Source organism: Streptomyces sp. DSM 116793, assembly GCF_057320905.1.
Genome location: NZ_CM170494.1, coordinates 8,566,563 through 8,590,993, shown reverse-complemented (window position 1 = coordinate 8,590,993; position 24,431 = coordinate 8,566,563). Strand labels below are relative to the sequence as shown.

Here is a 24,431-nt window from a genome sequence, read left to right as displayed (position 1 = left end):
CGGGCGCGGCGCACGGCGGTCCCTCCGGGCGTGCCGGAGGGCCGCCGCTTCCCCCCGGCCAGAGGCGGTTCCGGCTCAGCGGTAGCCGGTGGCGACGATGTCGGCCTGCACCGCGTTGTCGGTGGCGTCGGACGGATAGCCGGCCACGATGGCCCCTTCGTAGAAGGTGCCCGCGCTCAAGTTGGCGCCTCCGCCCGGCTTGCAGCAGTCGCCGCCGCTGCCGAGGATGACGGCGCCCTGCTTCCTCATGGGGCTGTATCCGCCGGGAAGGCCGCCGTCCCACATGGTCGTCAGGCCGCCGGCCTGCGCGTTCGCGCCCTTGAGGGCGAATCTCGTCGTGCCGTTGTTCTTCAGCATCGCGGTGACGAACTTGCTGCCGAACGCGCGCTGACCGGTGTTCCATGACTGGCTGCCGCCGGAGTACAGACCCCACTCGAGGTCCGCCTGGACCCAGGGCCCGCTTCCCGAGCAGCCGCCGAACCAGCATTCGGTGCCGAAGTTGATCGCGTCCATGGCCCCGGCTGCGTCGGCCATCCGGTCGGTCTCGCTGTTGCCGTAGTCGAAGCAGCAGCCGGAGTTGACGTGGGTGCCGCTGGTCACCATGTACGCACCTTCGGGGGCGCTGCCGGTGGGAATGCCGGTGAGGTGGCCGTCGTGCCAGTAGCTGTTGCCTGGGTTGATGTAGAGCGAGTACGCCGTGCCGCCGGCCACCGTCAGCGACTCCGAGGTCGCCTTCGCGGGGCTGCTCTGACTCGACCCGGGGACCTGGGACGATCCCTGGTACCACAGGTCGTTGCCGTGTCCGGACTGGTCGTAGACGGCGGTGATCACGCATGTGGTGCCCGAGCAGAACGAGTCCTGCGCCGCCGCGTCGGCACGGCCTGTGGCCGCGAGTACGCCGATGTCCCGTGTCGCGTTGTCGGAGGAGCGCCTGACCTGGTAGAGCGTGCCGCTGTAGGAACCGTACAGCGCACGGACGGTGCTGTGCGCCGCCACGCACGGGGTGCCGCCGGCCACGTAGATGTCACACGGCCGGGACCCGGAGGGCGGAGGGGTCGTCGGAGGCGCGACGCTCCACTTCTGGTTGCTCTGACCGTTGCAGTTCCACAGGATGACGGCGGTGCCGTTGGCCGTGCCCCCATCGTTGGCGTCCAGGCACAGGCCGGACTGGACGCCGGTGATCGACCCGTCGGAGTTCTGCCGCCATGTCTGGTTCGGCTGCCCGTTGCAGGTCCAGATGACGACCGGTGTTCCGGGGGCCGTCCGGCTGCCGGAGGCGTCCACGCAGCGGGTGCCGCCCATCGTCCTGAGTTCACCGGCCGAGGTGAATTCGAAGGCTTGGTTCGCCTGGCCGTTGCAGTCCCACAGCTCCAGGGCCGTTCCCGCCGCGTCGGTGTCTCCCGTGACGTCGAGGCACCGCCCCGAGCCCGAGCCCACCAGGGGCGCGGCCACCGCCGAGGCGGGCGCCGGCCATGTCACAGCAGTCGCCAGCAACACCATCACGGACAGGACCACGGTAACCAGCAGGCGGGATCCGCCGGCTGCGGGACCGCGGGACGAAGCGGATGAAGGCTGCATTGTCTGTTCCTCTGGGATGAGGGGGACGAAGGTGAGAGCAGGTACGGGGGCCGGTCCGGCGCACCGGGTACGGTCAGGGGCTCAGGAGACCGGTAGAGCCGTCCACTCCTGGTCGACGCCACCGCTGCGGTCCCACAGCATCAGCCGCGTGCCGTCGGTGGTCGAGGAGTCGGGGTCGTCCGGGCACTTCCCGAGCGCCCGCAGGGTGCCGTCGTACGACGCGTGGAGGGCCCGCGTCGTACTGTGCGCGGCCACACATGCCGTACCGCTCGCCGCGTAGACGTCACGGGGCTCGGCCGTCGCCGCCCCCTCAGTACCCGCCGTGGCGGTCGCGCCGACGAGCGCACCGGCCGTGAGCGTGACCGCCGCGTCCGCCCGGGCCAATGCCTTCACCGGGGAGCGGCGCCACCACGCTGACGGACGCTTGACCGCAGGGAGCAGCCAGGGGACGCCACGGCCTCGGGCCCTCGGGTGGCGTCCCGTACGTGTGGTTCTCAACCTCATCTCCCATACCTGTCGGCGCGACCCGCCGGGGGCGCACTGTTAGCGTTCACACTCGAAAGCGCCGGAGAATGCCGTGGAGCAATGGGATTACTGAGAGGGTTTCGAGGTGAGACGGTGCTCTCCGCTCCACAGCTCTGTCAAGAGTGCGGGGCCAACTCGCACCAGGAGCCGTCGACGATCGGCGGGTTTCCGGCACGCCGCCGGCGCGGCGTCTTCCACGTCACTCCGGGACGGGTCGGCGGACCCGAGCTCGGCACGGCGTGACGGGAAACGCGCCGCACTCGGGAGCATCCGGACACCGCGCACCCGAGCGGCATCCTTTCGTCGCCCTTCATGCGGCAGCGCGTGAGTATCCGCAGGATGCAGCCGTGCTGACGGCCTGACGGACGCACGTCCCCGGTCGCTCCACCGCCAGTCCCCCGCCCTCGTCTCGGCCCGGCGCGGAGCGAGCGGCGGCCCCCTCAGCCGGAGCCCGCCGAACCGCGGGACGCCACCCCGGGGCACCGAAACACCCCTCCGGGTGACATCGGATCCGGCCCCTCGGAGCCGCGGCGGCCGGCATGCCGGTGCGGCGGGCACCAGCGGTTGACAGGGCGTACGGCGCGATGCAGGCTGCGGCCGTTTGCCCACGAGACATCCCATCTCTGCTTCCGGGAGTAAGACGTGGCATGTTCATGGCTGTTAGCGCTCATGCATGACCGCGGCACCCTCTGCCGTCCCCCACACCGAGTGACTCCGCCAGTCGCTCCCGGCCGCCGAAAACGGCGGGGAAGGGCGCTCCCGCACCCTTGGCCGAGGCACGTCGCCGGCAATACCCCGGCCCCGACCCCCGGATCTCCCGAAACACCTCGTGTTCGCCCACTCCGCCGGGCCGATCGACCACGTCCGCGCCTCTCTGCACCCCCACGGAGCGGGCTCCTGCGCCGACATCGACAACACGTCGGCCAACAGCACGCGGACCCAACCGCGGGATGCAGCACGAAACTTTCGACAACGTTGGCAAAAATGCTCCCCCTATCGAAGGGGCAACACAGGTCGACTCCGCATGCGAGCAACTCTTCTACATCTATGAGCAGTAGTTATGTGGCCTCAATGGCACGTCCGAGCAGCTCGTGGCCTTTCGATATTTTGTCGAAACTGTTGACAGGCTTGACGCGCCCGGCCCAATCTTTCGGCATCGACGGACCTCGTTGCCTGTCGAACCGGATGAGGGACGCGAGGAGTTGTGTGGTCGTCGGCCGCACGACGAGCCACCCACCGCCTTCGCGTTGCGCGATACCGCATACGGATCGGCGCCATTCTGGCCATGGACAGGCCCACCAGGTGACATCACGCCGCCTGGCCCCTGTCAGCCTTCACGAGAGGAAGCGCACATGAACGAGATCCCCAGGCCCTTCAGTGGTGGCCTCGCTCGCCCGGTCGGACGCCGAGGCTTCCTCGGCGGCGCCGCTCTCGCACTCGGGGCCGGATCCGGGCTGCTCCTGCCCGGTACCGCCCAGGCCGCCACCACCATCACCACCAACCAGACCGGCTACGACGGCATGTACTACTCCTTCTGGACCGACGGCGGCGGCTCCGTCTCCATGACCCTCAACGGCGGCGGCAGCTACAGCACCCAGTGGCGCAACTGCGGCAACTTCGTCGCCGGCAAGGGATGGAGCAACGGCGGACGTAGAACGGTCCGCTACAACGGTTACTTCAACCCGTCAGGCAACGGATACGGAGCCCTCTACGGCTGGACCTCCAACCCGCTGGTGGAGTACTACATCCTCGACAACTGGGGCAGCTTCCGGCCCACGGGCACCTACAAGGGCACCGTCTCCAGCGATGGCGGCACGTACGACATCTACCAGACCACGCGCTACAACGCCCCGTCCGTCGAAGGCACCAAGACCTTCAACCAGTACTGGAGCGTCCGGCAGCAGAAGCAGCTGAACAGCTCCGGCACCATCACCACCGGCAACCACTTCGACGCGTGGGCCAGCCACGGCATGAACCTCGGCAGCTTCGCCTACTACATGATCCTCGCCACCGAGGGCTACCAGAGCAGCGGCAGCTCCACCATCACCGTGAGCGGATGACTCTCGACCCATCGGAAGAGCATCCCGACCTGGACACCGGTCCCACTGCTCCAGACGGCTGGTGACCGCCGCGCCCACGGCGACAACCGGGGCGCGGCGCGCCGGGTCAACGGCGACTTGACCCGGCGCGTTGCAACTGCACGGCCACCCGGCCCGCCTTATCCGCGCTCTCGCCGACGGCTTCGGAAACGACGAGTCGGCTGGCGCGCCCGATCCGGAAGGCGCTCCGCAGCAGGAGGAGGAATTTGGCGATGCGATCCGTAGCGTGCGTGCCACGCTCGGTGCATTGCGTTCCGAACTCGCCGAGCAGCTGGCTCGGCTGCAAGTCGCGAAAGATTCAGAGCCGCCGGCGACCCTGTCCCCACGGGCGCGGAGCGCGGAGCCGGGATCGCGGGGAAGTCTCCGTCACGTTCAACAAGTAGCCAGAGGTATGGCTGAGACGGAGGACGCGTTACTGTCCGAGCCGATGGGACTGGTGAATCGGTAGCACTGTTCGGTCACTGCATGGCGGTTGTTTCCAGCCCGGATGAGGATGGTGATCCTGAGGGATTGTGCGCGTCGTACGGCCTCCTTGACGACATATGGGCGTTCCTGGTCGCCAGTGTTCAGCGCTTGCGCCAGTCCCGAACGGGTGATGCTCGCGACGGGTAGGTTCTTGATTCGTCTCTGTCCCAGGATGACCAGATTGTTGATCCTGCTGCTCGAATCGCACAGTCCACCGTTCTGTTCCGCCATCGTGGTCGTCCAGTTCAGGCCGGGACCGCGGACGGAGGTGAAGGTGAGGCAGCGAACCACCCGCCCGGGCCCGCCACCAAGAGGGAAGACCTTCTTGTCGTAAAGAGCCGATCGCGAGGCCACGGCAGTGAGCGTGTGGCGGGAGGCGTCGTAGGTGATCAGCGGGGCGTGGGTGTGTCGCCATATGGTGGCCGTCAGCTCGTTGGGGTCTGTGGAGCCGCTGGAGCTGAGCGCGCGGGCTGTGGCCTCTGCCACGTGAGAGCCCTGCTGAAGGACGGATGTCACGGCGGCTTGCCTGTGCTGATCGTTCACGTGACCTATGTGCCAGGCCTCGTACCAGAAGTAGACAAGCAGGCCGGCCGGAACCATCAAGAGGACGAGGCAGCCGTTGGCCGCGCGGCGGGTGAACCGCCCCGCGGCCAAGGAGCTGATGTGTGGGCGTGTCATCAGCTGCCCGTACAGAGGATGTCGGCCAGGGTCTGGTCCATGACCTGAGCGTACTTTGACGTGCCGGCGTTCTTCGGGTGGAAGGACTCAAGGCTGGCGCAGATTCGGCATGACCAGAGTCCTTCCCCCTGCTTTACCTGCATGGACTGTCCTCGGGGGACTTCATCACACGTCACCCGGACCACGGCGATTGACAATTGCTCTCGCCGTCCGCCGTGTTGACTCCCGGCTTCTCCAATGCGGGACATGATCACCTACTTGGAATCGGCCACGGTCGCGTTCAGCGGCTTCATCAGATCCAGCGCCTGGCCGTCGCCGATGGCGGCCACCTGGTGAATTACCTGCACAATTAGCTAGGTTGCCCCCACCTCGTCCGATTCTCACAGGGGGAATGGCAGCCATGCGGCAACAGCACAAGACGTTCCAGGCGATCGAGGTCGGCGACGGCGGCGACGGGCGGTGGGCCGCCCACGCCCGGGCCCTGTGGCAGGACATGGAGGGCCTGCTGACCGCGGAGGGCAGGACTCCGCAGGGCGCGGACCGTGTTCGGGCGCTGTTCCGTGCGCACATGCCGGAGCTGGTCCCGGTTCTGGACCGACTGGCCGGCCAACTCGACCGGCCCGAGGCGGAAGCCTTCCTCACCCACGCGGCACTGCGGCCGTTCTCCCCAGCCTGCACCCAGATCGGCCAGAACGGCACTCTGCTGCGCAACTATGACTTCCCGCCCGATCAGTGCGAGGGCACCATCGTCTCCTCCTGCTTCCTGCGCCCCGTGATCGGGATGCAGGACGTGCTGTGGGGCTTGCTGGACGGGATGAACGACGCCGGTCTCGCGGTCTCGCTCACCTTCGGCGGACGTTCCGTCTACGGACGCGGCTTCGCCATTCTCATCGTGGTGCGCTACCTGCTGGAGACGTGCGACACCGTCGATGAGGCGGTCGGCAGGCTGCGGTCCCTGCCGGTCGCCGTCCCACAGAACCTCACCCTTGTCGATCCCGCGAAGGCGATGACGGTGTTCGTGGGACCGGATATGTCGCCGACGGTGGCGCCGGATGCCTGCGCCGCCAATCACCAGCACCTGCCGGTGACCGACGAGCAGGAGCGGGCCTTGCGGACGCAGGAGCGGCTGCGCGCCATTCGCGACGCGGGTGCGGACGTGGCGGCGATGCTGAAGCCGCCGCTGTATCGATCCGTCGACGAGCAGGGGACGGGAACGCTCTACACAGCCCGCTACCGGCCCGTCGAGGGCCGCGTGACGTACTACTGGCCCGGTGAGTCCTGGCAACAGTCCTTCGACGACTTCACACCCGGATCCCGCACCGTGACCTTGAGCCGGGCCAGCTGAGAGGCTTTCCGGACTCCTGCTTCCATTGGGGAGTGCCGTGACTGGTGTCGGACTCGGGCGAGTAGTTCCCGGCGCCTTCGCCGGAGGAGTAGGAGTCGCCCATGGCGACGAGCCTATGCTGCGGCTTGGCCGCGAGTTCCTTGAAGGCGACCGAGGTGAACGCGATGTCATCGTCGGCTGTGCCGTCATCGGTGAAGCCGTTCTCGTTGACGGCCGCAGCGCACTGGGCGCACTCCACCAGTTCCTTGAGACTGCCGGCGAGTGGTGCGAACGCAACCAGGAGCCGGCCATCGCCGAGCGGTACAGGCAGCACGCCGATCAACTGTCCGCACTCGGCGACCAGCTCAGCTACCTCACCGATGACCACCTGGCCCAGACCTACCAGCGCACCTACCCGGCTGGACCGTCACGTCCTGTCCCAAGTGGCCCGGCGAAGCCTGCGCCCTCATCGGCCTCGGCCACGCGCCGCTCCCCGCGCTGAGCCTACCCACTCCTTGGAGATCATCTGTCACCGCGCTCCTTCATCGCCCGCCCCACCGCCTCCGGCTACGCCGGCATCTACGTCCACTACGACGGCTACCCCGGCGGTTGACTCCCCCTGCTGCTCACGGCCTACCAGCATCGTTTCGGCGGTGACGTCGAAGCCCTGTCCCGCCACCTCATCGACGACGTGGACTTCGGCTGGTCCGAACTCGGCACAGACCTGCTCGACCGCACACCCGAGGAGCTGCGCCAGAGCCTGACCGGCGGCACCGACTTCCCCAGCCGCAGGTACGACTCGATCATCACGAGCAACGGCTCACCGGCCAAACGCCACCTCCTCACCCAGGACAACACCGGCGGCCTGGACTGGGGCTACGTGCTGCACCCGACCGGCATCGAGGTCATCAGCCTGCCCGAAGAGGAACGCGGGCCCATCGTGGAGTGGCACACCGACCCCCGCGCCCGCTTCAGCGACAGCTACGCGCGGTGGAAACCCAACTGCCCGATCCCGGCCACCATTCCACCCCGAGCCACGCAGCCCACCAGCATCCCCTCGCAGCCGGCAGCCGCGCCCGCCCCACCACGTTCCAGCTCCCGCCGATAGCCCGGCCCCCGCCTGTCCCTGAACCCTCACACCTGAAGGCACCATGCCCCGCAACCCTGACCAGGCGGCGGAGGGGGAAGTCCTCCTCAGCCCCCGCTACCTGGCCGCGAGCTTCCCCCACGAACACCACACCCTGCTCACCGCCTTCGCCGACCGCTCCCACTGGAGTGGCCGCACCAGCGAGTCCTCGTTCACCGCCACCAGTCCGTGCGAGCGCATCACCATCCGCCACGACCGTGCCACCGAGGGATACGGGCCCCACCTGGTGATCACGGCCCGCACGGACAAGGACGCGCCAGAGCGCTGGCGAGCCGGCGTCGCCGGAAACGTCCCCGTGGAGTTCGTCGCCTCCCTCATCCGCGCCGTCGCCGACGGACTGGAGACCGATCCTGATCACACGATCTACGGCATCGGCACCGAGCCGGACCTGATCGAACTGCACAACGACCCCGACCGCTGGGACATCACCGAGGAGTTCGGAATCGCCGGGTTCCAGTCCCGCGATGGACACGCCGGTATCTTCGGCCGCCCGCCCACTCGCCGGCCCCGCCGTTCCAGGACGACCCGTGCCCGCGTCCCCCGGCGCCCGCTCCGCCCTCCGCCACTAGGGCCTCTCGTTTGGATCATGCTGGGCTCGCGGGGTCCGGCACGCGCATCTGCGGCGTTGTCGTCGGTCGCCGACGCTCCGCGTCGACTCCCTCCTCCGCCTTGCAGCTGCACGCACCGGACCCCGCTCCCTGATTCAGTCTGATCCAACGAAAGACCCTGGGGCGTAGTCAGGGCCCGGCCGGATACGCGAGGGGCTGGTGCCGCGGAGCGCGGCACCACCCCCTGTCGGTGCGCCGTGCGGGTCTCGGAAACGGGTGCCGGCGTGTCAGCGGGCACTCGTCGAGCGCCGGTTGCCCGCCCTCGCGCTCCGAGGCGCCACTGTCTCGGCCCAATGTTTCGCAGTGCGTATTTAATATTAAATCCAAAGTGGAACCGTTGCCCCCCGTCTCCGCCGGCTGGCACATTGCGTTGGCGCGCAAGGTATTCACCGCCAGGGGTCGCGGCGTTCGCGGATCACAACGGTCCGCCCGACAGCAGCGCGCGGCACCCGGGCATCGCTTCAACCGTCGTGGCGCGGCGCTGCGCCACGAGCGGCGCTGTTCGCCACCCCTGGAGCAGCGGAGTCGGCCCACCCTCGACTCCGCGATGGACAACGGCCCGGTCCGGGCCGTGAAAGGCGATGTCGGTAGATGACCAGCAGCGAAGGCTCAAGACTTTCTCGTCGAACACTTCTTCGCACCAGTGCGGCGGCCGGCGCCGTGGCCGCCGCGACGACGGTGATCCATCCGGGCACTGCCTCGGCGGCGCCCGCGACACTCCCACCCCAGGCCGGCCACGACCAGCCGTCCGCCGTGACGCAGGAGAAGGGGGCCATCCCGACCCCGGCGGAGTACTTCGGAACTCCGATCGGAACCGACGGCTTCCTGGCCCAATGGAACAAGATGCTCCCGTACTTCCAGCTGATCGGTGCCCGCAGCGACCGGGTGAGGTACGAGGAGATCGGCAAGACCACCCGGGGAAATCCGTACATCCTGCTGACCATCAGCTCGCCGAAGAACCTGGCCGATCTCGACAGGCTGGTCGCCACCAACGCCAGGCTGGCCGACCCCCGAGGGCTGTCCGAGGCCGACGCGAAGAAGCTGGCCACCGAGGGCAAGCCGTTCTACTACGTGCAGGCTGGCATCCACTCGACCGAGGTCGGCAACTCCCAGGCCGCCATCGAATGGGCCCACCGGCTGGCCACCGAGCAGTCCGACTACGTCGAGAAGCTCCTGGACAACCTGGTCATCCTGCTTCAGCCGTGCCAGAACCCGGACGGCCTCGTCCTCGTCAACGACTACTTCGCCGCCACGGCCGGCACCGACTACGCGCGCACCTACCCCGACCTGTACAACAAGTACACCGGCCACGACGACAACCGTGACTGGATCATGCTGACCCAGATCGAGAGCAGGTACAACGTCTCGATCCTGAACACGTACCGGCCCCAGGTCTTCCAGGACTCCCACGGCGCCGGCACCAGTGCTCCCCGGCTGTTCACGCCGCCGTACCTGTCGCCGTACGACCCCAACATCGACACCATCCTGGTGCAGCAGACCGACACGGTGGGCCTGGCGATGCAGCGCGGCATGACGGTCGCCGGCATGAAGGGCAACGGCTGGGGCTCGGAGTACGACTACTGGTCCCCGTCCCGGCAGTACTGCGTCTACCACGGCGCGGCGCGCATCCTGACCGAGGCGGCGGCCGCCGCCAACCTCGCCTACCCCCAGGTGGGCAAGGGCCCGCTCGGCCAGCAGACCACCGACATCAACTTCATCGAGCCGTACGAATCCAACACCTGGACGCTGCGCAACATCATCGACTGGGTCTCCAAGGCCTTCTACTCGGGTCTGGAGGCGGTCGCCTACGACACCTACAACTGGCTTTACAACTCCTACCGCGTCGGGGCCAAGGCGGTCACCCGCACCAGCCCGTACGCCTACGTCATCCCGGCCGGGCAGCGTGACCCGCAGGCCGTCCACGACGCCCTGGAGATCTTCCACCTCGGCGCGGTGGAGATCCGCCAGTCACAGGCCGCGTTCACCGCGGGCGGCAAGAAGTACCCGGCCGGGTCGTACGTCATCTACCTCCAACAGCCCTACGCCGCCTTCGCCAAGACGCTGCTGGAGGTCCAGGAGTACCCGCAGCTGTTGCAGTACCCCGGTGGCCCGCCGCAGCGGCCGTACGACACCACCGCGCAGACCCTGCCGATGCTGCTCGGCTTCGAGGCCGACCTCATCGCCGCGTCCTTCTCGGCCGACACCAAGCTGCTGAGTTCCGTCAAGCCTCCGGCGGTCGCCGCGCCATCCGCGCCGCCGAGCACCGGGGCCTACGCGATCGGGCCGGAGTCGTACGGGGTGTTCCGGATCGTCGCCGCGCTCCAGAAGCAGAACATCCCCACATTCCGCGCCGCCGCCGACTTCACCGACGGCGGCCGCACCTACCCCGCCGGCACCTTCCTCGTCCCGCCGTCCTCAGCCGCCCGGCAGCTCCTTGAGACCCAGTCGAAGAACACCGGCATACCCGTCTTGGCCATCAGCGCGGTGCCGGCCGTCGCCGGCGTCCAGCTCAAGCCCGGAACGAGGATCGGCCTGATCAAACCCCCGGACAACATGCCGTCCGGCTGGCTGATGTGGACGTTCGAACAGTACGGGGTGAACTACTCGGTCGTTCAGGCGAGCGACTACGCCGACCTCGCCGGCACGTACGACGCCATCATCATGCCGGAGGGGGTCAGCAAGGACTCCATAGTCAACGGCCTGGACCCGAAGGACTACCCGCCCGAGTGGGCCTGGGCGTTCGGCGTCGGCACGACCGGCTGGAACCGCCTGCACGACTTCGTGACCGGCGGCGGCACGCTCGTCGCCTACGGCAGCGGGACCGCCACCGCCCAGTCGCTGTTCGACCTGCCCATCACCTCCGCCCTGCCCAGCGGCTCCTCCTCGGACTTCTACTGCCCGGGATCGCTGCTGAGCCAGGAGTTCGACACGAACAACCCGGCGGCCTGGGGCGTGCCGGCGAACAACCCCGTGTGGTTCGTGACGGACGACGCGTACAAGGTGACCAGCACGAGCACCTACCCGGTCGAGGTGGTGGCGAAGTACCCGGACAGCGGCGATCAGCTGAAGAGCGGCTGGCTGATCGGCGGCGAACACCTGGGCGGGGCGGTCAACGGGCTGTCCTGGACGATCGGCAAGGGCTACGTCGTCACCTTCGGCAACGAGATCGGGTTCCGCACCTGGAACCGGTCCGAGCAGCGGATGCTCTTCAACGCCGCGTACTACGGGCCGTCGACGAAGCTCACCGCCGACCAGTTCCAACGCCTCGGACGCTAGATCGCGTGGTGGTGGGGGCGGGTCCACCCGGTCCCACCCGGCCCCACCACCGACCGTCCCCGGCCCGATGGAGAGGAAGCACCGGTTGTATCCCGACGACGGGAGCGATGGCCCGCTCGCCCGGCCACCCGCCGACGCGCAGGCGGCGATGGTCGAGCTGCGCTCGGTACACAAGTCGTACGGCAGTGTCGAGGTGCTCAAGGGCGTCGATCTGACGGTGGCCCGCGGTGAGGTGGTCGCCGTCATCGGCCCGTCCGGCGGTGGCAAGAGCACCCTGCTGCGCTGCGTCAACCTGCTGGAGCAGGTGACCTCGGGCCAGGTGCTCCTGGAGAACGAGGACCTCACCGGGCCCGGCGTCGACCTGAACACGGTGCGCCGGCGCATCGGCATGGTCTTCCAGCAGTTCAATCTCTTCCCGCACCTGTCCGCCGTCGACAACCTCACCCTGGCGCCCCGCAGGCTGCTGCGGACGCCCAAGGACGAGGCGCGGGAGCGTGCCACCGCGTTGCTGGACCGCGTGGGTCTTGCCGGCAAGGCCGACGCGTACCCGAGACAACTGTCGGGTGGGCAGCAGCAGCGGGTCGCCATCGCCCGCGCGTTGATGATGGACCCCCATGTCATGCTCTTCGACGAGGTGACCTCCGCACTGGACCCCGAGCTGGTCGGCGAGGTCCTCGACGTGATGCGTGACCTCGCCCGCTCCGGAATGACGATGCTCTGTGTCACCCACGAGATGGGCTTCGCCCGCGAGCTCGCCGACCGTCTGGTCTTCGTCGACGGCGGAGTGATCGCGGAGCAGGGCCGCCCGGCCGATGTGCTGGACCGGCCCCAGAACGACCGTACCCGCCAGTTCCTGCGCAAGGTTCTCCGATAGCCCGCCCGAGCGGGCAGAAGGAAGTTGTGTCGTGAGATCGCAATTCGGCATCGTCATCGGAGCGGCGATGGCCATCGTCCTCGCCGCCGGCTGCTCTTCCTCGTCCGGCGGCGGCTCGGGCGGTTCCACCGCCGCCTCCGGCAAGCCCGTGAACGTGGGGGCGCCGCTGCCCGCCGAGGTGAAGGCCAAGGGCAAGCTGACCGTCGGCGTCAAGTGCGACTACCCGCCCTTCGGATACATCGACGAGTCGTCGAAGAACGCGGGCTTCGAAATCGACATCGCCCACCAGATGGCCTCCTACGCGTTCGGCGACCCCAACGCGCTGAACCTGACCTGCGTGACCGGATCCAACCGGGTGTCGTACCTGACCTCCCAGCGCATCGACCTGATCGAAGCGACGATGAACTACACCCCGGAACGCGCCAAGACCATCGACTTCTCCAGCCCCTACTTCGACAGCGGCGTGAAACTGCTGGTACCGAAGAACTCCCCGATCACATCCTTCGACCAGTTGGCCGGCAAGTCGGTCATCACCACCAGCGGCTCCACCGCCAGTCTCTGGCTGACCCAGTGCAAGAAGGATGTCAAGCAGGCGCTGTTCACCGAGACCAGTCAGGCACTGACCGCGCTGAACCAGAACCGCGGTGTCGCGTTCGCCCAGGACGACACCCTGCTGCTCGACCTCGCGGCGAAGAACCCCGCCCTCAAGGTCGTCGGCGATGCCAAGGCCGACAGCCCCTGGGGTATGGGCGTCCGCAAGGGCGACGCCAAGATGCTCGCCTGGGTCAACGGTGCCCTGGCCCACATGCAGAAGACCGATTTCTTCTGGAAGGAGTTTCAGAAGACGGTCACCGACAAGTCCGTGCAGCAGCAGTTCGCCAAGTACGTGCCCCGCCCGGGCGGCAACCTGACCTACCCCTCCGGCTCCACCCTCACGTGCTGAGCATGCCCGACGCCTCCGGTTACCACTTCGAGATGGGCTTCGTCGCCCACCATCTCGGCGCTCTCGGCACCGGGCTGCTGCGCACGCTGGCGATCAGCGCCATCGGCATGGCCGGGGCCCTGCTCGTCGGTGCCCTGCTCGGCGCGATCAGCGCGCTCCGCATACCCGTCGCCCGACAGCTGATCACGGTCTACGTGGAGGTGTTCCGCAACACCCCCCTCCTGGTCCAGATCTTCTTCCTCTACTTCGCGCTGCCCGAGATCGGGCTCCAACTCGGCGGCTTCACCGTCGGCTGGCTGTCCCTGCTTCTGTGGGGCGGCGCCTACAACACGGAGAACTTCCGCGCCGGCTTCGAAGCCGTCGAGGGCGGCTACGTCGAAGCCTGCCGAGCCCTCGGCTTCCCCCGCCTGGCCGCCTTCCGGCACGCCAGCCTCCCTCTCGGCGCCCGCATCGCACTGCCGTCCGTCACCAACACCCTGATATCCGTCTTCAAGAACTCGTCGTTCATGGTCGCGATCAGCTATCCGGAACTCACCGAAACCGCGGTCAACATCGTCGCCGTCAGCTTCCGGGTGTTCGAGATGTTCCTCGCGATCGGCATCGTCTACCTGGGGCTGGTCTGGTTCATGTCGCTGGGTGCCGCAGCCGTCGAGCGCCGCTTCGCGATACCGGGAGGACACTGATGGCCCCCTGGGTCGGCCCCGTCGCGAGCTACCTCGCCGGCGGCCTGCGCGAAACCGCCCTGCTCGCCCTGGTCAGCATCGCCGCCAGCCTCGTGGCCGGAACCCTGCTCGGCACCGTACTCACCCTGCCGGGCAGAGTGGTCCGGGCGGTGGTCCGGGCCTACGTCGAAATCTGGCGGGGTCTGCCGATCATCATCATCCTGTTCTTCATCTTCTTCGTCCTGCCCGTCATCGGCATACGGGTGGACACCTTCACCGCCGCCGCCGTCGGACTGTCCCTGTGGGGCAGCGCCAACATGGCCGAAGTGGTCCGCGGCGCCGTCCAGTCGGTGCCTCGCGGGCAGGCCGAGGCCGCCGCGGCGCTGGGCTTCTCCTGGACCGGACGGATGCGACACGTCCTCCTGCCCCAGGCCGCGCGGCGCGCACTGCCCCCGCTCATCGGACTCGTCGTCAACCTCACCCAACAGACCTCGCTGGCCGCCGTCATCGGACTGCTCGACATCCTCGAAGCGGCACAACGCTCCATCGAACGACTCACCCTCTCCGGCGGCTCCTCCCACGCGGTACCGATCCTCGGCGCCGTACTCGCCGTCTTCTTCGTCATCTGCCTGCCACTGACGATGCTGTCCCGCTGGTACGAGCGCAGACTCCACTGACGCGCCGGGCCGCACCGCGCCATGTCGCGGCAGCAGCGCCCTCGGCACCGACACCGACCTGGGAAAAGGGGGCACCGGTGATCATGACCGTCCCGCGCCACACCCTGCTGAACGCCGCCTACGACCACCTGCGGGCCGCCATCCTCGACGGCTCCCTCGCCCCGGGCGCCCGCGTCACCGTCCGTCCCCTGACCGAACGGCTGGGCCTGAGCCCCACCCCCATCAAAGCCGCCCTCGCCGCGCTCGAACGCGAAGGCTTCCTCATCGCCGTCCCGCACCGCGGCTACTTCGTCCCCGAAGTCAGCACCGACGACCTGCTGGAACTGTACGAGCTGCGGGAGGCCGTCGACGGGATCGCCGCGCGCCGGGCGGCGGGGTCGCCCGACCACGACCGGATCGCCACCCGGCTGCACCGGCTGCTGGCCGAGCAGCGCAAGGCCATCGAGGCGAACGACCTGCACTCCTACGGAGAATGGGACCTCGCGTTCCACCGCCTCATCTGGGAGGGCTCGAACAGCCGGCGGCTCATCCCCATCGCGGAGAACCTCGTCGCCCAGGTGCGCCTGGGCAACCGTCTCTCCGCCCGGGCGCCCGACCGATTACCGATCGCTCTCGACGAGCACGAGGCCGTCCTGGAGGCGATCCGGAAGGGCGACCCGCCAGCCGCGGAGCGGCATATACGCCATCACGTCCATGCAGCCGGCGAGGCGCTGCGGTGCTACCTCGGGGTTCGGGGCGTGGCGGAGCAGCCGCGGCAGCCGTGACGTCACGCCACCGCTGCGCGGTCGAACCCGGCCGCGGTGCTTGCGAAGCGACGGCGGGAGCGAAGGGCGGTGCCGCCAACGCTGCACCGCCCCCTGTGGTACGCCGTGCGGGCCTCAGAACACGAACGGTCCCGGGTCCTGCGCCGTGGTGGCCGTGCAGGTCGCCGTGATGCCGATGACGGTGACCTTCAGGGTCTTCGCCTCCAGGCTGTCGCCCGCGGCGACGGTGCCGGTCAGCGGGCCGGAGCCGACACCGCTGCCCGCCGGGATGTCGGGGTTGGACTTGCCGCTGAACGTGACCGAGTCGGAGCCGTTCTTGGTGAGGGTGAGCGTGGACGAGGCGGAGCCCGCCGGGACGTCGAACGGCGCCTTCACGGCGTCCGTGGCGATGTCGATGGTGGCGGAGGTGCCGTCCTGGGTGGCGGTGAGGGTCACCGTTCCCGAGCCGAAGCGGCCGCAGTCGAAGCCGATGGTGGCCGACTCGGGGGTCACGGCGCCCGCACCCGGCGCGAGGGTGAGGCCGGCGGCCGCTACACCTGCGACCAGTGCGGTGCTGATTCCAAGCGAGCGGAGTTTTACGGTTTTCCTGCTCTCCTGTGGGGGGTTGGGGGTCGCACATCCCGCCACTGACGTCTGGATCGCACAACTCGTGTGTGCAGCATGGGGGAGTTGCAGGCCGTGGCGCCGCCAGTGGCGTGAGGCGATGCCCATTGAGGCACGCACCGGTGGCCAGGGCAAGACCGCGGATCCGCCTTATTGACATGTCCGAGACAACGGGCCTGCGCCTCGCCTGCGGCCCAGGGAGCGCCCGCATCACCTTCCACCCAAGGAGACCACAGGTATGGCCGTTCGTACCACCTGGAACATCGTCCACAGCTGTGGACACGAGATGTCGCATGATCTGTCCAACCGTCCGGCTGACCGTCGAGCCGGCTTCGCCCGCTGGCTCGCCGATCACGACTGCACCGACTGCTGGAAGGCCGCCCGCGACCGGGAAATGGCTCGCCGCCAAACGCGCCGAGGAACAGCAGGCAGCCATCGACTGGGCCGAGCAGTTCGACATGCCGCCGCTGGAAGGACCCGACAAGGCCATCGGATGGGGCGACTCGGTCATCGTCTTCACAGGGGTGGCCGGCGCACGGCTGCGCCATGACCGTCGTCACCCCCTCCTGGCACACCCCGACCGAGGAGGACGGGTGGCGGCTGCGCAACCCCCGCGGTGGCAAGCAGACCTACATCACCGGCCCCCGTTATGTTTTTCGCGGTCCTGCAAGAGGGCCGCTGGCCTCCGGGCCCGGCATGACTGTTGCCCCCTGTCGAAGGTATGACCTGGGGGGTGGTGTCACCGGGCCCGTGGGGTGCCGTGGGAGACGCTGATGAGAGGTCTGACTACCGCCTGGCCGGGTGCAATGCCCGGCATCCTGCGGCCGGCAGGTCTGCATAACGTGGATGCGCGTGTACGGCGCCGTCGCCCTGGCCAGCACCGCACGAGCCATGCTTTCGGGAGGACGGGTTGTACGACATCGACGACGTGGGTGTCTTCCTCGGCCTGGACGTCGGCAAGAGCGCCCATCACGGACACGGGCTGACTCCGGCCGGCAAGAAGGTCTTCGACAAGCAGCTGCCCAACAGCGAGCCGAAACTGCGGGCCACCTTCGACAAGCTCACGGCGAAGTTCGGCACCGTTCTGGTCATCGTGGACCAGCCCGCCTCCATCGGAGCCCTCCCGCTCACCGTCGCCCGCAACACGGGCTGCGAGGTCGCCTATCTGCCGGGCCTGGCCATGCGGCGAATCGCCGATCTCCACCCCGGCGAGGCCAAGACCGACGCGAAGGACGCCGCGGTGATCGCGGACGCCGCCCGCACCATGCCGCACACCCTGCGCACGCTTCACATGACCGACGAGATCACCGCCGAGCTGACCGTGCTCGTCGGCTTCGACCAGGACCTCGCAGCCGAGGCCACCCGCACCTCCAACCGCATACGCAGCCTGCTCACCCAGTTCCACCCCAGCCTGGAACGCGTGCCTGGGCCACGTCTGGACCACCAGGCCATCACCTGGCTGCTGGAACGCTACGGCTCCCCGACCGCACTGCGAAAAGCAGGCCGCCGCAAGCTCGTGGAAGTGATCCATCCCAAAGCCCCACGCATGGCCCAGCGGCTGATCGACGACGTCTTCGACGCACTCCACGAACAGACCGTCGTGGTCCCGGGCACCGGCACCCTCGACGTCGTGATCCCGTCCCTGGCCCGCTCCCTCGCCGCCGTTCACGAACAGCGCCGAGCCCTTCAGACCCAGCTCGAGGCCCTGCTGGAGGAGCACCCTCTTTCGAAGGTCCTGACCTCGATTCCGGGGGTCGCGGTCAGGACCGCCGCCACCTTGCTGGTCACCGTCGGCGACGGCACCAGCTTCCCCACCGCCGCCCACCTGGCCTCCTACGCCGGCCTCACCCCGACAACAACGTCATCGGGGACCTCAATCCACGGCGAACACGCACCCAGAGGCGGCAACCGGCAACTCAAACGAGCGATGTTCCTCTCCGCGTTCGCCGCCCTGCACGATCCCGCCTCCCGCACCTACTACGACCGCTGCCGAGCCCGCGGCAAGACCCACACACAGGCCCTCCTCCGCCTCGCCCGCCACCGCATCAGCGTGCTCTTCGCCATGCTCCGCGACGGCACCTTCTACGAACCCAGAACCCCACGCCACGCTTGACGAAAGACATAGAGGCACCCCCCCGCTACCTCGTCCACCTCCACCGCCGGTGTGCCGACTGCCTCATCTACCAGCGCGCTCTTCAGGACTACCTGATCCCGAAGTTCACCGACACCCCCGACACGATCGACCTGGGCTGGTACTCGTTCACCCCCCTCAACCAGCTCGTCCACATCAACGACGCCGACCGGAACAGCCAATGACCGACTCCGACCGGCGAACGGGTCTGGATCGCGCACTACGGCGCGCCAAGCACCGCGCCACCACGGCGGACGAAGCAGACCCCTGGCCCCAGCAGCTGGCCGCCGACCTTCGTGAACTCGGCGCGACCTGGCGGGAATCCGCCGACGTGTGCGCCGACGCCGCCTGGACCGCACGCGCACGCCCAGCGCCCCCTGCTGCGCCTGATGCAGCCAGAACAGATCACCGCCCACGGGCCCGACGAGACGACGGCCCGCACCTACCGGCACCTGTATCTGAGCAGCCTGCGCTACGACTTCCGCAGCCGCACCATCCAGACCCTCATCACGGCACTTCCACTCAGCCTGCCGTACCGGGACCCGTACACGAACGCGTTGTACGCTTTCGGGTTTCTGGGCCAGTCCAAGCCCGAGGGCCTCGGCCTCATGGAGACGGTCCTCGACCAGGCCGGCGATCATCCAAGACCGTGCACGTGCTCCTGCACGGCCTCTGGCTCGGCCAGCACCTGCCTCACCGCGCGAAGCACATCCTGCATCTCCTGGCCCGTCCCCCTTGTCGACAGCTACCGCATCCGCCACCACGACTAGCAACCAGATACCCGGCCTGTTCAGGAGCCCATGACCGGCTCGAACCTCCCTTCCCTGCAACTGGCTGACAGCATCGCCCGCCGACTCGGCCAGCTACGCCGCCTTCTTGCCCTGGCACCGCCGCATGAGGCGGCCCAGATCATCGGCAGCGTCCTGGACTTCGACACCGGCATCCTCGGAAAGGTCACCGACCTCGTCGACACAGGATCGCGTTTCGCGAAAATCGACTCCGAGCACGGCATTCTGCCGCCCGAGGTCTGGCTGGCCCTCGGCCGCGCCGCCAACGAACTCAACAGCGTCGGCGAAGACCTCAACGAGCACACCAACACGAGCAAGCAGGTGGCCAACCCTCCGCCCCGCCCACAGCCCCGGCAATGGTCATCCCGCGGCGCCGGTGAAGAAGAACACGCAGTGGGCCGGCTGGGGCCCCGGCGCTCAGGCCCAGCAGCACTATCTCGTCGAGCCCCGTCACCTCGCCGGTGGCGGAGACCCTGGCTACGTCACCGAGTACCTGCGTGCCTCGGGCTGGAAGGCCAAGTCGAAGTCCGGCGTCCCGATCGCGTTCGACAGCCCTGACAAGTCCGTGCGCATTGGTTACGACCCGTTCACCCGGCCCGGCGGCTGGACGATCAGCGGGAAGCAGACCGCCCGCCAGGAGGCGTGGCACGCCACGCTCGGCCGGCAGACCCCCGTCGAGATCATCGCCGGCCTCACTGAGGCGCTGACCCAGCCGCGCTCCGCACACGCCCCGAACGTGTGGGCACCGCTGCAGACACAGGGTTGGAAGACCGAGCCAGGCCGACACCAGGTCGCGCACAGCCCGGACGGCGATGCCCTGTTCCGCTTCCACCAGTCGGGAGGTCCGCCTTCAGGTAGACCAGCACCTTGGTCTGCTGGGGCGGTATGACACAGGCGAAGTTCCGCAGCCGCTGATAGGCCGCATACTGCTTGCGCTGGACACGGGTGACGCCGTCGCCAAGGCCGAGGAGCACCTCGTTGGCGGCCTCGGCCAGCTCTGTCATGCCCCTCTACGCTTCGGGGTTGCCTGGGCCATGCCCCTGCGCTGGCGAGCCCGTCGGCTCGCGCTCGGCCGCCCGGTAACCGAAGCCACGGTTTCAAGCCCTATGAGGTCGTTGCCGTAATACCGGTAGCGCACCAGGTCGATGCCGCGCCGGTGCTCGCGCACGTCGTGCACGTCGTAGCGGGTGAAGTCGCCGGCAACGCAGATCAGCCTGGGCGCACTCCACAGCACCTGGGCCGCGGTCGTGACCTCGATCCGGTCGCGGACCAGGTGCTGGAACTCCGCCCGGTGATCCATCAACCGGCCGAGATAGAACAGCCCCTGGTTGATGACGCCGGAGTCCACACCCCGCTTGTACTCGACGACCACCGGAGCCCCGTTCTCGTCGAGGCCCAGCGAATCGATCCGGCCACCGTGGACCGGGCCGGTGCTGTACTCGCTTGCCAGGAACCGGACCCCGAGCAACTTCTCCATGTTGCCCTCGACGATGCTCTGCACATCGGCCTCGGCATCAGCAAGACGCGGCTCGACCTCAGTCACGCCGCCATTCGTGTTGTAGAGCTTCAGGTCCGGCACCGCCCCGCCCGTGCAGCCAGTGTGGCCGACACTCAACGGCAGGGGCTGTCGAACTTATTTCCGGGTACTCCGCAACCTGGCCCCGGAACTCTCCGGGACACCGCAATTGAGGCACACAGGTCAGAATAGGGTATTTCTAGATCGCGGGACATACGCGGGACGGCGCAGCTAACACTTCGCCAGGCAGCCCGCTGACCTGCGAGAACGACTGGGAATTCTCCGGAGCCGTGTGCGCAGGTTCGAATCCTGCCGGGGGCACTCCGGAAAAGACCCCTGACCTGCGGAAATACAGGTCGGGGTGTTTTTGTGTGCATGCCAAAAGCACACGGTCTTTTGACCGTTGCTCGTTTCGAGTGACGCAACCGTGTCCGCGTTCTCCTTCTGATTTATTTCCGGGACTCAAAGACCATTCGTCAAAGGCTTGTGGCCGTACACGCCGCCAAATACCGACCGCGCCGCGCACCTCGGTCCCCGAGTTCACTTCTACTCGCAAACCCCATGTGACCTGGCTGAATGTGCCGAACAACACACCAAAAGCAAACGGTCTGGTGGGTCGTCACAGTTTCGGTCTTCCGTCAAGTCCAAGTGGGTTCAAGTGCCGCTGGGCACCGGGACTGACAGGCCCCGAAGGCTCGGCCCGCCCAGCGCCGGCGTGCGACCTGCGCCTGGCGCAGCAGGTCAGCGAGTTCGACCTCCAGGTGGGTCAGGGCCTGTCATGAACGCCTGGGCGGCTGGATCGGGATCCGTCACACGGGGCACGCCGGGCCTCCAAGGTCCAGGCTCGCATACGACTTGGGGACAGCTCGGGTCCCGGTGCCGCGCGACCATGAACAGCGGCGTGGCCGTCACCTTTCCCTGACCAACAATGAAGCAGGCCGTGGCCGAGTCCGTATGCACAGCTCAGGACGTCGTACGACGGGCGCGATGACCTGCTTGGCGGCGAGCTGGCAGGAGCTGGGGTGTCGCCGAGATAAGCACCAAGGCCGCCAGTAGTTGATCTTGAGCGGCCCGGGGTCGGTGAGACCGTGGTTGGCGCTGAGATCGATCATGGCCGTCGCCGGTCCTTGACACACCTAGGATTGCGAGGGTGACGGCGAGAACCAGTGACATCGAGAAGGCGGCCGGTGTGCTGCGCGCCGGCGGCCTGGTGGCCCTCCCGACCGAGACCGTCTACGGTCTTGGCGCCAACGCCGAGGACCCCGCCGCCGTCTCGCGCATCTTCCAGGTCAAGGGACGCCCGCCCTCGCACCCGCTGATCGTCCACATCCGAGGCGCGGAACACCTGGACGACTGGGTCCAGGAGGTACCCGCGACGGCCCGTCTGCTGGCCGAACGCTTCTGGCCGGGGCCTCTCACGCTGGTCCTGCGGCGCGGGCGCCGGGTGCCTCTGGAGGCGACCGGTGGCTTGGAGACGGTGGCCGTGCGCGTGCCCGACCACCCCGTCGCGCTCGCGCTGCTGTCGGCCTTCGGTGGCGGTGTCACGGCCCCGTCCGCCAACCGCTTCGGCTCGGTGAGCCCCACGACCGCGGACGACGTCCGTGCCGAGCTCGGCGACGTCGTCGACTTCGTGCTGGACGGCGGCCCCTGCGAGGTCGGTGTCGAGTCGACCATCGTCGACGCCACCGGCGAGATCCCGACCATCCTGCGGCCCGGCGGGGTGACGCGCGAGGACCTCGAAGCGGTGCTGGGATGCCCGCTCGCGGTCCCGGCGACCAGCCACATCCGGGTGCCGGGCCAGCATCCGTCACACTACGCGCCGCGTGCTCGGGTCGTCCTGGTCGAGCCGGAGAAGGTCGTCGCCGAGGCGGAGCTCGCGCAGGAGCTGGGGCACCAGGTCGGCGTCTTTCTTCCTGCCGCCTTCGCCGGCGCCGAGGTGAAGGCGCACGCGGTGGTGCAGGTCCCCGGTTCGATGGCCGCCTATGCGCGGGGGCTGTACGGGTTCCTGCGCGAGCTCGACCAGCAAGGGTGCGACCTCATCGTCGCCTCCCTGCCAGCGCAGGAGGGGCTGGGGCTGGCGATCGCCAACCGGCTCCGCCGCGCCGCGGGGCCCCGAACCACCGTGTGACCAGCCCCGACGCCCTGCCCTTACTACTCCCGGGTGCAGGGGGCCTGGCGGATTCGCGGCGGATTCGGCTGAGCTTCCACCGGTCTGGCAGGCCGAGCACAGCTCGTGCCGCCCGTCGTCGGTGACGACCGTTCCCCATCCCCGGCACACCTCGCAGCCCGCACGGCCCGCGCCAGGTCGGCGCGGGGGGGCGTGCTGGGCGCGTGGTCGGCTCCGTGAGCCATCGGGTGGTGCCCTTCGGGGGTGATCGAGCGGTGAACCCGGTGGGCTCCCCTCCACGTATACGGGTCTCCTCCGACCGGGGCAAATCACGCCAGGGCAACCACGGCCGGGATGGTCAGGACGCGGCAGGGACCCCCGCACCGAGGCCGCGAGAGGCGACGAGCTGTGCACTGCCGTCGGCCAGCCGGTAGGACAGCCCCACCACACCGAGGCGGCCGGCGGCCACCCGCTCAGCCAGGACGCGGGAGCGTTCGAGCAGCAGGTCCACGGTGTGCTCGATGTGCTCGGCCAGGATCTCGTCGGCCTGCTCGCGTCCGGCGGCGCGGGCTGCCAGCACGCTCGGGGTCACCCGTTCAACAACATCACGGACGAAGCCACCGGGCACCCTGCCACCGTCGGCTACGGCACGGGCGGCTGCGATGGCCCCGCACGAGTCGTGGCCGAGCACGACGACGAGCGGGGCGTCGAGCACGCTCACGCCGTACTCGACGGAACCGAGGACCTCAGCACCGGCGACATGCCCCGCGGTGCGCACCACGAACAGATCGCCCAGTCCGCGGTCGAAGATGATCTCGGCGGCCAGCCGGGAGTCGGAACACCCGAACAGCACCGCGAAGGGCTGCTGGGACGGTGCGATCTCGGTGCGGCGTATGGCGTCCTGGTTCGGGTGCTCAGGGGCGCCTGAGACGAAGCGCTGGTTACCGGCCATGAGCAGCTCGAAGGCGTCGCGGGGCGTCCGATTCTGGATCTCGGTCACGGCGGCAGCCTACAAGCAGGGACCAGCCGTCGCGCCGCCTGGTTCCGCCAGAGGTCGCCGGATTGGGCCACGCTGACGGCCTTGTCATCAACCCCAGGCGCCAGGCGAGGACGGTCTCGGTGCGGAACCTCAGCGCGCGACGGTGCTGCCCCGCCCCGTAGGGGTATCGCCGAGGTGAGCCCAAAAGGGGCCATGGGATGATCTTGAACTCCTGAAGGCCAGCCGGAGTGCGACCGGCGAGTTGGTGGCGGTGACTGCGGCGGGCGTATGCTGTGCGCGGTTTGAACAGGCACCTCGTTCGGTGAGGCGTCTTCACGGACACAGGCCACTGACCCGACGACGTCGAGAGACGCCCAGGTTCAGGACACCTCTCCCCGGCCTAAGGGGTGAGGCCAAGTGGCTTCCCGCCCGGTGGGTGGGATCACGCCGTGGAGTGCCAAAGCTCTGACGAGTTGGGGTGAACCAGGAGCATCGCGTCCTGGTCGCTCCTTGCCGAGTCGTTGTGACGCCCTGGGTGTCCCGGCCGGAGGGAGGCGAGTGATGGACAGTAGTCCGGGCCATAGTCGGCCCTCTTCCGTGTTGTCCTCGTCCTTGCCGTCCTGCCGCGGCACGAGGCAGCCGACCGCTCCCTGACCGTCGTCCGGCACCGTCGCCGGCCGCCCGCTC

Annotated in this window: 23 protein-coding genes, 2 pseudogenes and 1 riboswitch; of the genes and pseudogenes, 16 read left to right on the top strand and 9 right to left on the bottom strand. The window is 68.5% G+C overall.

The window, feature by feature from the left end; translation table 11 throughout:
* Positions 1-75: 75 nt before the first annotated feature.
* Both ACSMXW_RS33940 and ACSMXW_RS33935 read right to left on the bottom strand, forming a co-directional pair.
* Complete coding sequence (locus ACSMXW_RS33940; protein WP_485808476.1) at positions 76-1,500, bottom strand: lectin; 1,425 nt, start codon at positions 1,498-1,500, stop codon at positions 76-78.
* 159 nt (positions 1,501-1,659) lie between these two features.
* A complete protein-coding gene (locus ACSMXW_RS33935) occupies positions 1,660-1,971 on the bottom strand; it encodes an RICIN domain-containing protein (protein WP_485802027.1) in 312 nt (103 codons plus the stop codon).
* Positions 1,972-3,455: 1,484 nt separating this feature from the next.
* On the opposite strand from ACSMXW_RS33935, the gene ACSMXW_RS33930 reads away from it, so the two are divergent.
* Positions 3,456-4,163 (top strand): glycoside hydrolase family 11 protein, encoded by a 708-nt coding sequence (locus ACSMXW_RS33930; RefSeq protein WP_485802026.1) that lies wholly within the window; start codon positions 3,456-3,458, stop codon positions 4,161-4,163.
* Positions 4,164-4,269: 106 nt separating this feature from the next.
* Here the strand turns inward: ACSMXW_RS33930 and ACSMXW_RS33925 are convergent, their stop codons facing one another.
* Both ACSMXW_RS33925 and ACSMXW_RS33920 read right to left on the bottom strand, forming a co-directional pair.
* Positions 4,270-4,488, bottom strand: a complete 219-nt coding sequence (locus ACSMXW_RS33925; protein ID WP_485802025.1) for a hypothetical protein — start codon at positions 4,486-4,488, stop codon at positions 4,270-4,272.
* A gap of 86 nt (positions 4,489-4,574) precedes the next feature.
* On the bottom strand, positions 4,575-5,345 hold the full coding sequence (locus tag ACSMXW_RS33920; protein WP_485802024.1) for a hypothetical protein: 771 nt from the start codon (positions 5,343-5,345) through the stop codon (positions 4,575-4,577).
* A 400-nt stretch (positions 5,346-5,745) separates the two neighbouring features.
* Here ACSMXW_RS33920 and ACSMXW_RS33915 point away from each other — a divergent pair, with 400 nt between their 5' ends.
* Positions 5,746-6,690: a C45 family autoproteolytic acyltransferase/hydrolase gene (locus ACSMXW_RS33915; RefSeq protein ID WP_485802022.1), complete on the top strand. Its 945-nt coding sequence runs from the start codon at positions 5,746-5,748 to the stop codon at positions 6,688-6,690.
* Here the strand turns inward: ACSMXW_RS33915 and ACSMXW_RS33910 are convergent.
* A complete protein-coding gene (locus tag ACSMXW_RS33910; RefSeq protein ID WP_485802021.1) occupies positions 6,647-7,057 on the bottom strand; it encodes a hypothetical protein in 411 nt (136 codons plus the stop codon). The two genes, ACSMXW_RS33915 and ACSMXW_RS33910, sit on opposite strands and share 44 nt — an antisense overlap.
* A 303-nt stretch (positions 7,058-7,360) precedes the next feature.
* Between ACSMXW_RS33910 and ACSMXW_RS33905 the strand changes: the two genes are divergently transcribed.
* From ACSMXW_RS33905 to ACSMXW_RS33870, 8 genes are all read left to right on the top strand, one after another.
* Entirely contained in the window at positions 7,361-7,777 is a 417-nt protein-coding gene (locus tag ACSMXW_RS33905; RefSeq protein ID WP_485802019.1) for a hypothetical protein, read from the top strand.
* A gap of 43 nt (positions 7,778-7,820) precedes the next feature.
* Positions 7,821-8,528: a hypothetical protein gene (locus ACSMXW_RS33900; protein ID WP_485802017.1), complete on the top strand. Its 708-nt coding sequence runs from the start codon at positions 7,821-7,823 to the stop codon at positions 8,526-8,528.
* Positions 8,529-9,177: 649 nt separating this feature from the next.
* Complete coding sequence (locus tag ACSMXW_RS33895) at positions 9,178-11,700, top strand: M14 family zinc carboxypeptidase (protein WP_485802016.1); 2,523 nt, start codon at positions 9,178-9,180, stop codon at positions 11,698-11,700.
* A 148-nt stretch (positions 11,701-11,848) separates the two neighbouring features.
* Positions 11,849-12,574 (top strand): amino acid ABC transporter ATP-binding protein, encoded by a 726-nt coding sequence (locus ACSMXW_RS33890; protein WP_485808474.1) that lies wholly within the window; start codon positions 11,849-11,851, stop codon positions 12,572-12,574.
* A gap of 31 nt (positions 12,575-12,605) precedes the next feature.
* A complete protein-coding gene (locus tag ACSMXW_RS33885; protein ID WP_485802014.1) occupies positions 12,606-13,517 on the top strand; it encodes a transporter substrate-binding domain-containing protein in 912 nt (303 codons plus the stop codon).
* Between the two features lie 2 nt (positions 13,518-13,519).
* A complete protein-coding gene (locus ACSMXW_RS33880; RefSeq protein ID WP_485802012.1) occupies positions 13,520-14,200 on the top strand; it encodes an amino acid ABC transporter permease in 681 nt (226 codons plus the stop codon).
* Positions 14,200-14,856, top strand: coding sequence for an amino acid ABC transporter permease (locus ACSMXW_RS33875; RefSeq protein WP_485802010.1), 657 nt, complete (start codon positions 14,200-14,202; stop codon positions 14,854-14,856). Before ACSMXW_RS33880 ends, ACSMXW_RS33875 begins: the two co-directional genes overlap by 1 nt.
* An 83-nt stretch (positions 14,857-14,939) precedes the next feature.
* Positions 14,940-15,620, top strand: coding sequence for a GntR family transcriptional regulator (locus tag ACSMXW_RS33870; protein ID WP_485802009.1), 681 nt, complete (start codon positions 14,940-14,942; stop codon positions 15,618-15,620).
* A gap of 114 nt (positions 15,621-15,734) precedes the next feature.
* Here ACSMXW_RS33870 and ACSMXW_RS33865 read toward each other — a convergent pair whose 3' ends face one another.
* The gene (locus ACSMXW_RS33865; protein ID WP_485808473.1) at positions 15,735-16,178 is read right to left on the bottom strand and encodes a hypothetical protein; all 444 of its coding nucleotides are present in this window, start codon (positions 16,176-16,178) and stop codon (positions 15,735-15,737) included.
* A gap of 283 nt (positions 16,179-16,461) precedes the next feature.
* On the opposite strand from ACSMXW_RS33865, the pseudogene ACSMXW_RS33860 reads away from it, so the two are divergent.
* From ACSMXW_RS33860 to ACSMXW_RS33845, 4 genes and pseudogenes are all read left to right on the top strand, one after another.
* Positions 16,462-16,726: pseudogene (locus tag ACSMXW_RS33860) on the top strand (hypothetical protein); the annotation flags it as partial.
* Between the two features lie 407 nt (positions 16,727-17,133).
* Positions 17,134-18,336: an IS110 family RNA-guided transposase gene (locus ACSMXW_RS33855; RefSeq protein ID WP_485802007.1), complete on the top strand. Its 1,203-nt coding sequence runs from the start codon at positions 17,134-17,136 to the stop codon at positions 18,334-18,336.
* Positions 18,333-18,539, top strand: a complete 207-nt coding sequence (locus ACSMXW_RS33850) for a hypothetical protein (protein ID WP_485802005.1) — start codon at positions 18,333-18,335, stop codon at positions 18,537-18,539. Before ACSMXW_RS33855 ends, ACSMXW_RS33850 begins: the two co-directional genes overlap by 4 nt.
* A gap of 204 nt (positions 18,540-18,743) precedes the next feature.
* Positions 18,744-19,124, top strand: coding sequence for a hypothetical protein (locus tag ACSMXW_RS33845; RefSeq protein WP_485802004.1), 381 nt, complete (start codon positions 18,744-18,746; stop codon positions 19,122-19,124).
* Positions 19,125-19,217: 93 nt separating this feature from the next.
* Here ACSMXW_RS33845 and ACSMXW_RS33840 read toward each other — a convergent pair whose 3' ends face one another.
* Entirely contained in the window at positions 19,218-19,445 is a 228-nt protein-coding gene (locus ACSMXW_RS33840; RefSeq protein ID WP_485802003.1) for a hypothetical protein, read from the bottom strand.
* Positions 19,446-19,518: 73 nt separating this feature from the next.
* Here ACSMXW_RS33840 and ACSMXW_RS33835 point away from each other — a divergent pair, with 73 nt between their 5' ends.
* A complete protein-coding gene (locus tag ACSMXW_RS33835) occupies positions 19,519-20,031 on the top strand; it encodes an SPDY domain-containing protein (protein WP_485802002.1) in 513 nt (170 codons plus the stop codon).
* Here ACSMXW_RS33835 and ACSMXW_RS33830 read toward each other — a convergent pair.
* A pseudogene (locus tag ACSMXW_RS33830) lies at positions 19,985-20,721 on the bottom strand (DUF5655 domain-containing protein); the annotation flags it as partial. The gene ACSMXW_RS33835 and the pseudogene ACSMXW_RS33830 overlap by 47 nt on opposite strands.
* Before the next feature lie 1,087 nt (positions 20,722-21,808).
* Between ACSMXW_RS33830 and ACSMXW_RS33825 the strand changes: the two are divergent.
* Positions 21,809-22,786: an L-threonylcarbamoyladenylate synthase gene (locus tag ACSMXW_RS33825; RefSeq protein ID WP_485802000.1), complete on the top strand. Its 978-nt coding sequence runs from the start codon at positions 21,809-21,811 to the stop codon at positions 22,784-22,786.
* 337 nt (positions 22,787-23,123) lie between these two features.
* Here ACSMXW_RS33825 and ACSMXW_RS33820 read toward each other — a convergent pair whose 3' ends face one another.
* On the bottom strand, positions 23,124-23,765 hold the full coding sequence (locus ACSMXW_RS33820; RefSeq protein ID WP_485801999.1) for a carbonic anhydrase: 642 nt from the start codon (positions 23,763-23,765) through the stop codon (positions 23,124-23,126).
* A gap of 286 nt (positions 23,766-24,051) precedes the next feature.
* Positions 24,052-24,229, top strand: a riboswitch (M-box (ykoK) riboswitch).
* The last annotated feature ends 202 nt before the right edge of the window (positions 24,230-24,431 follow it).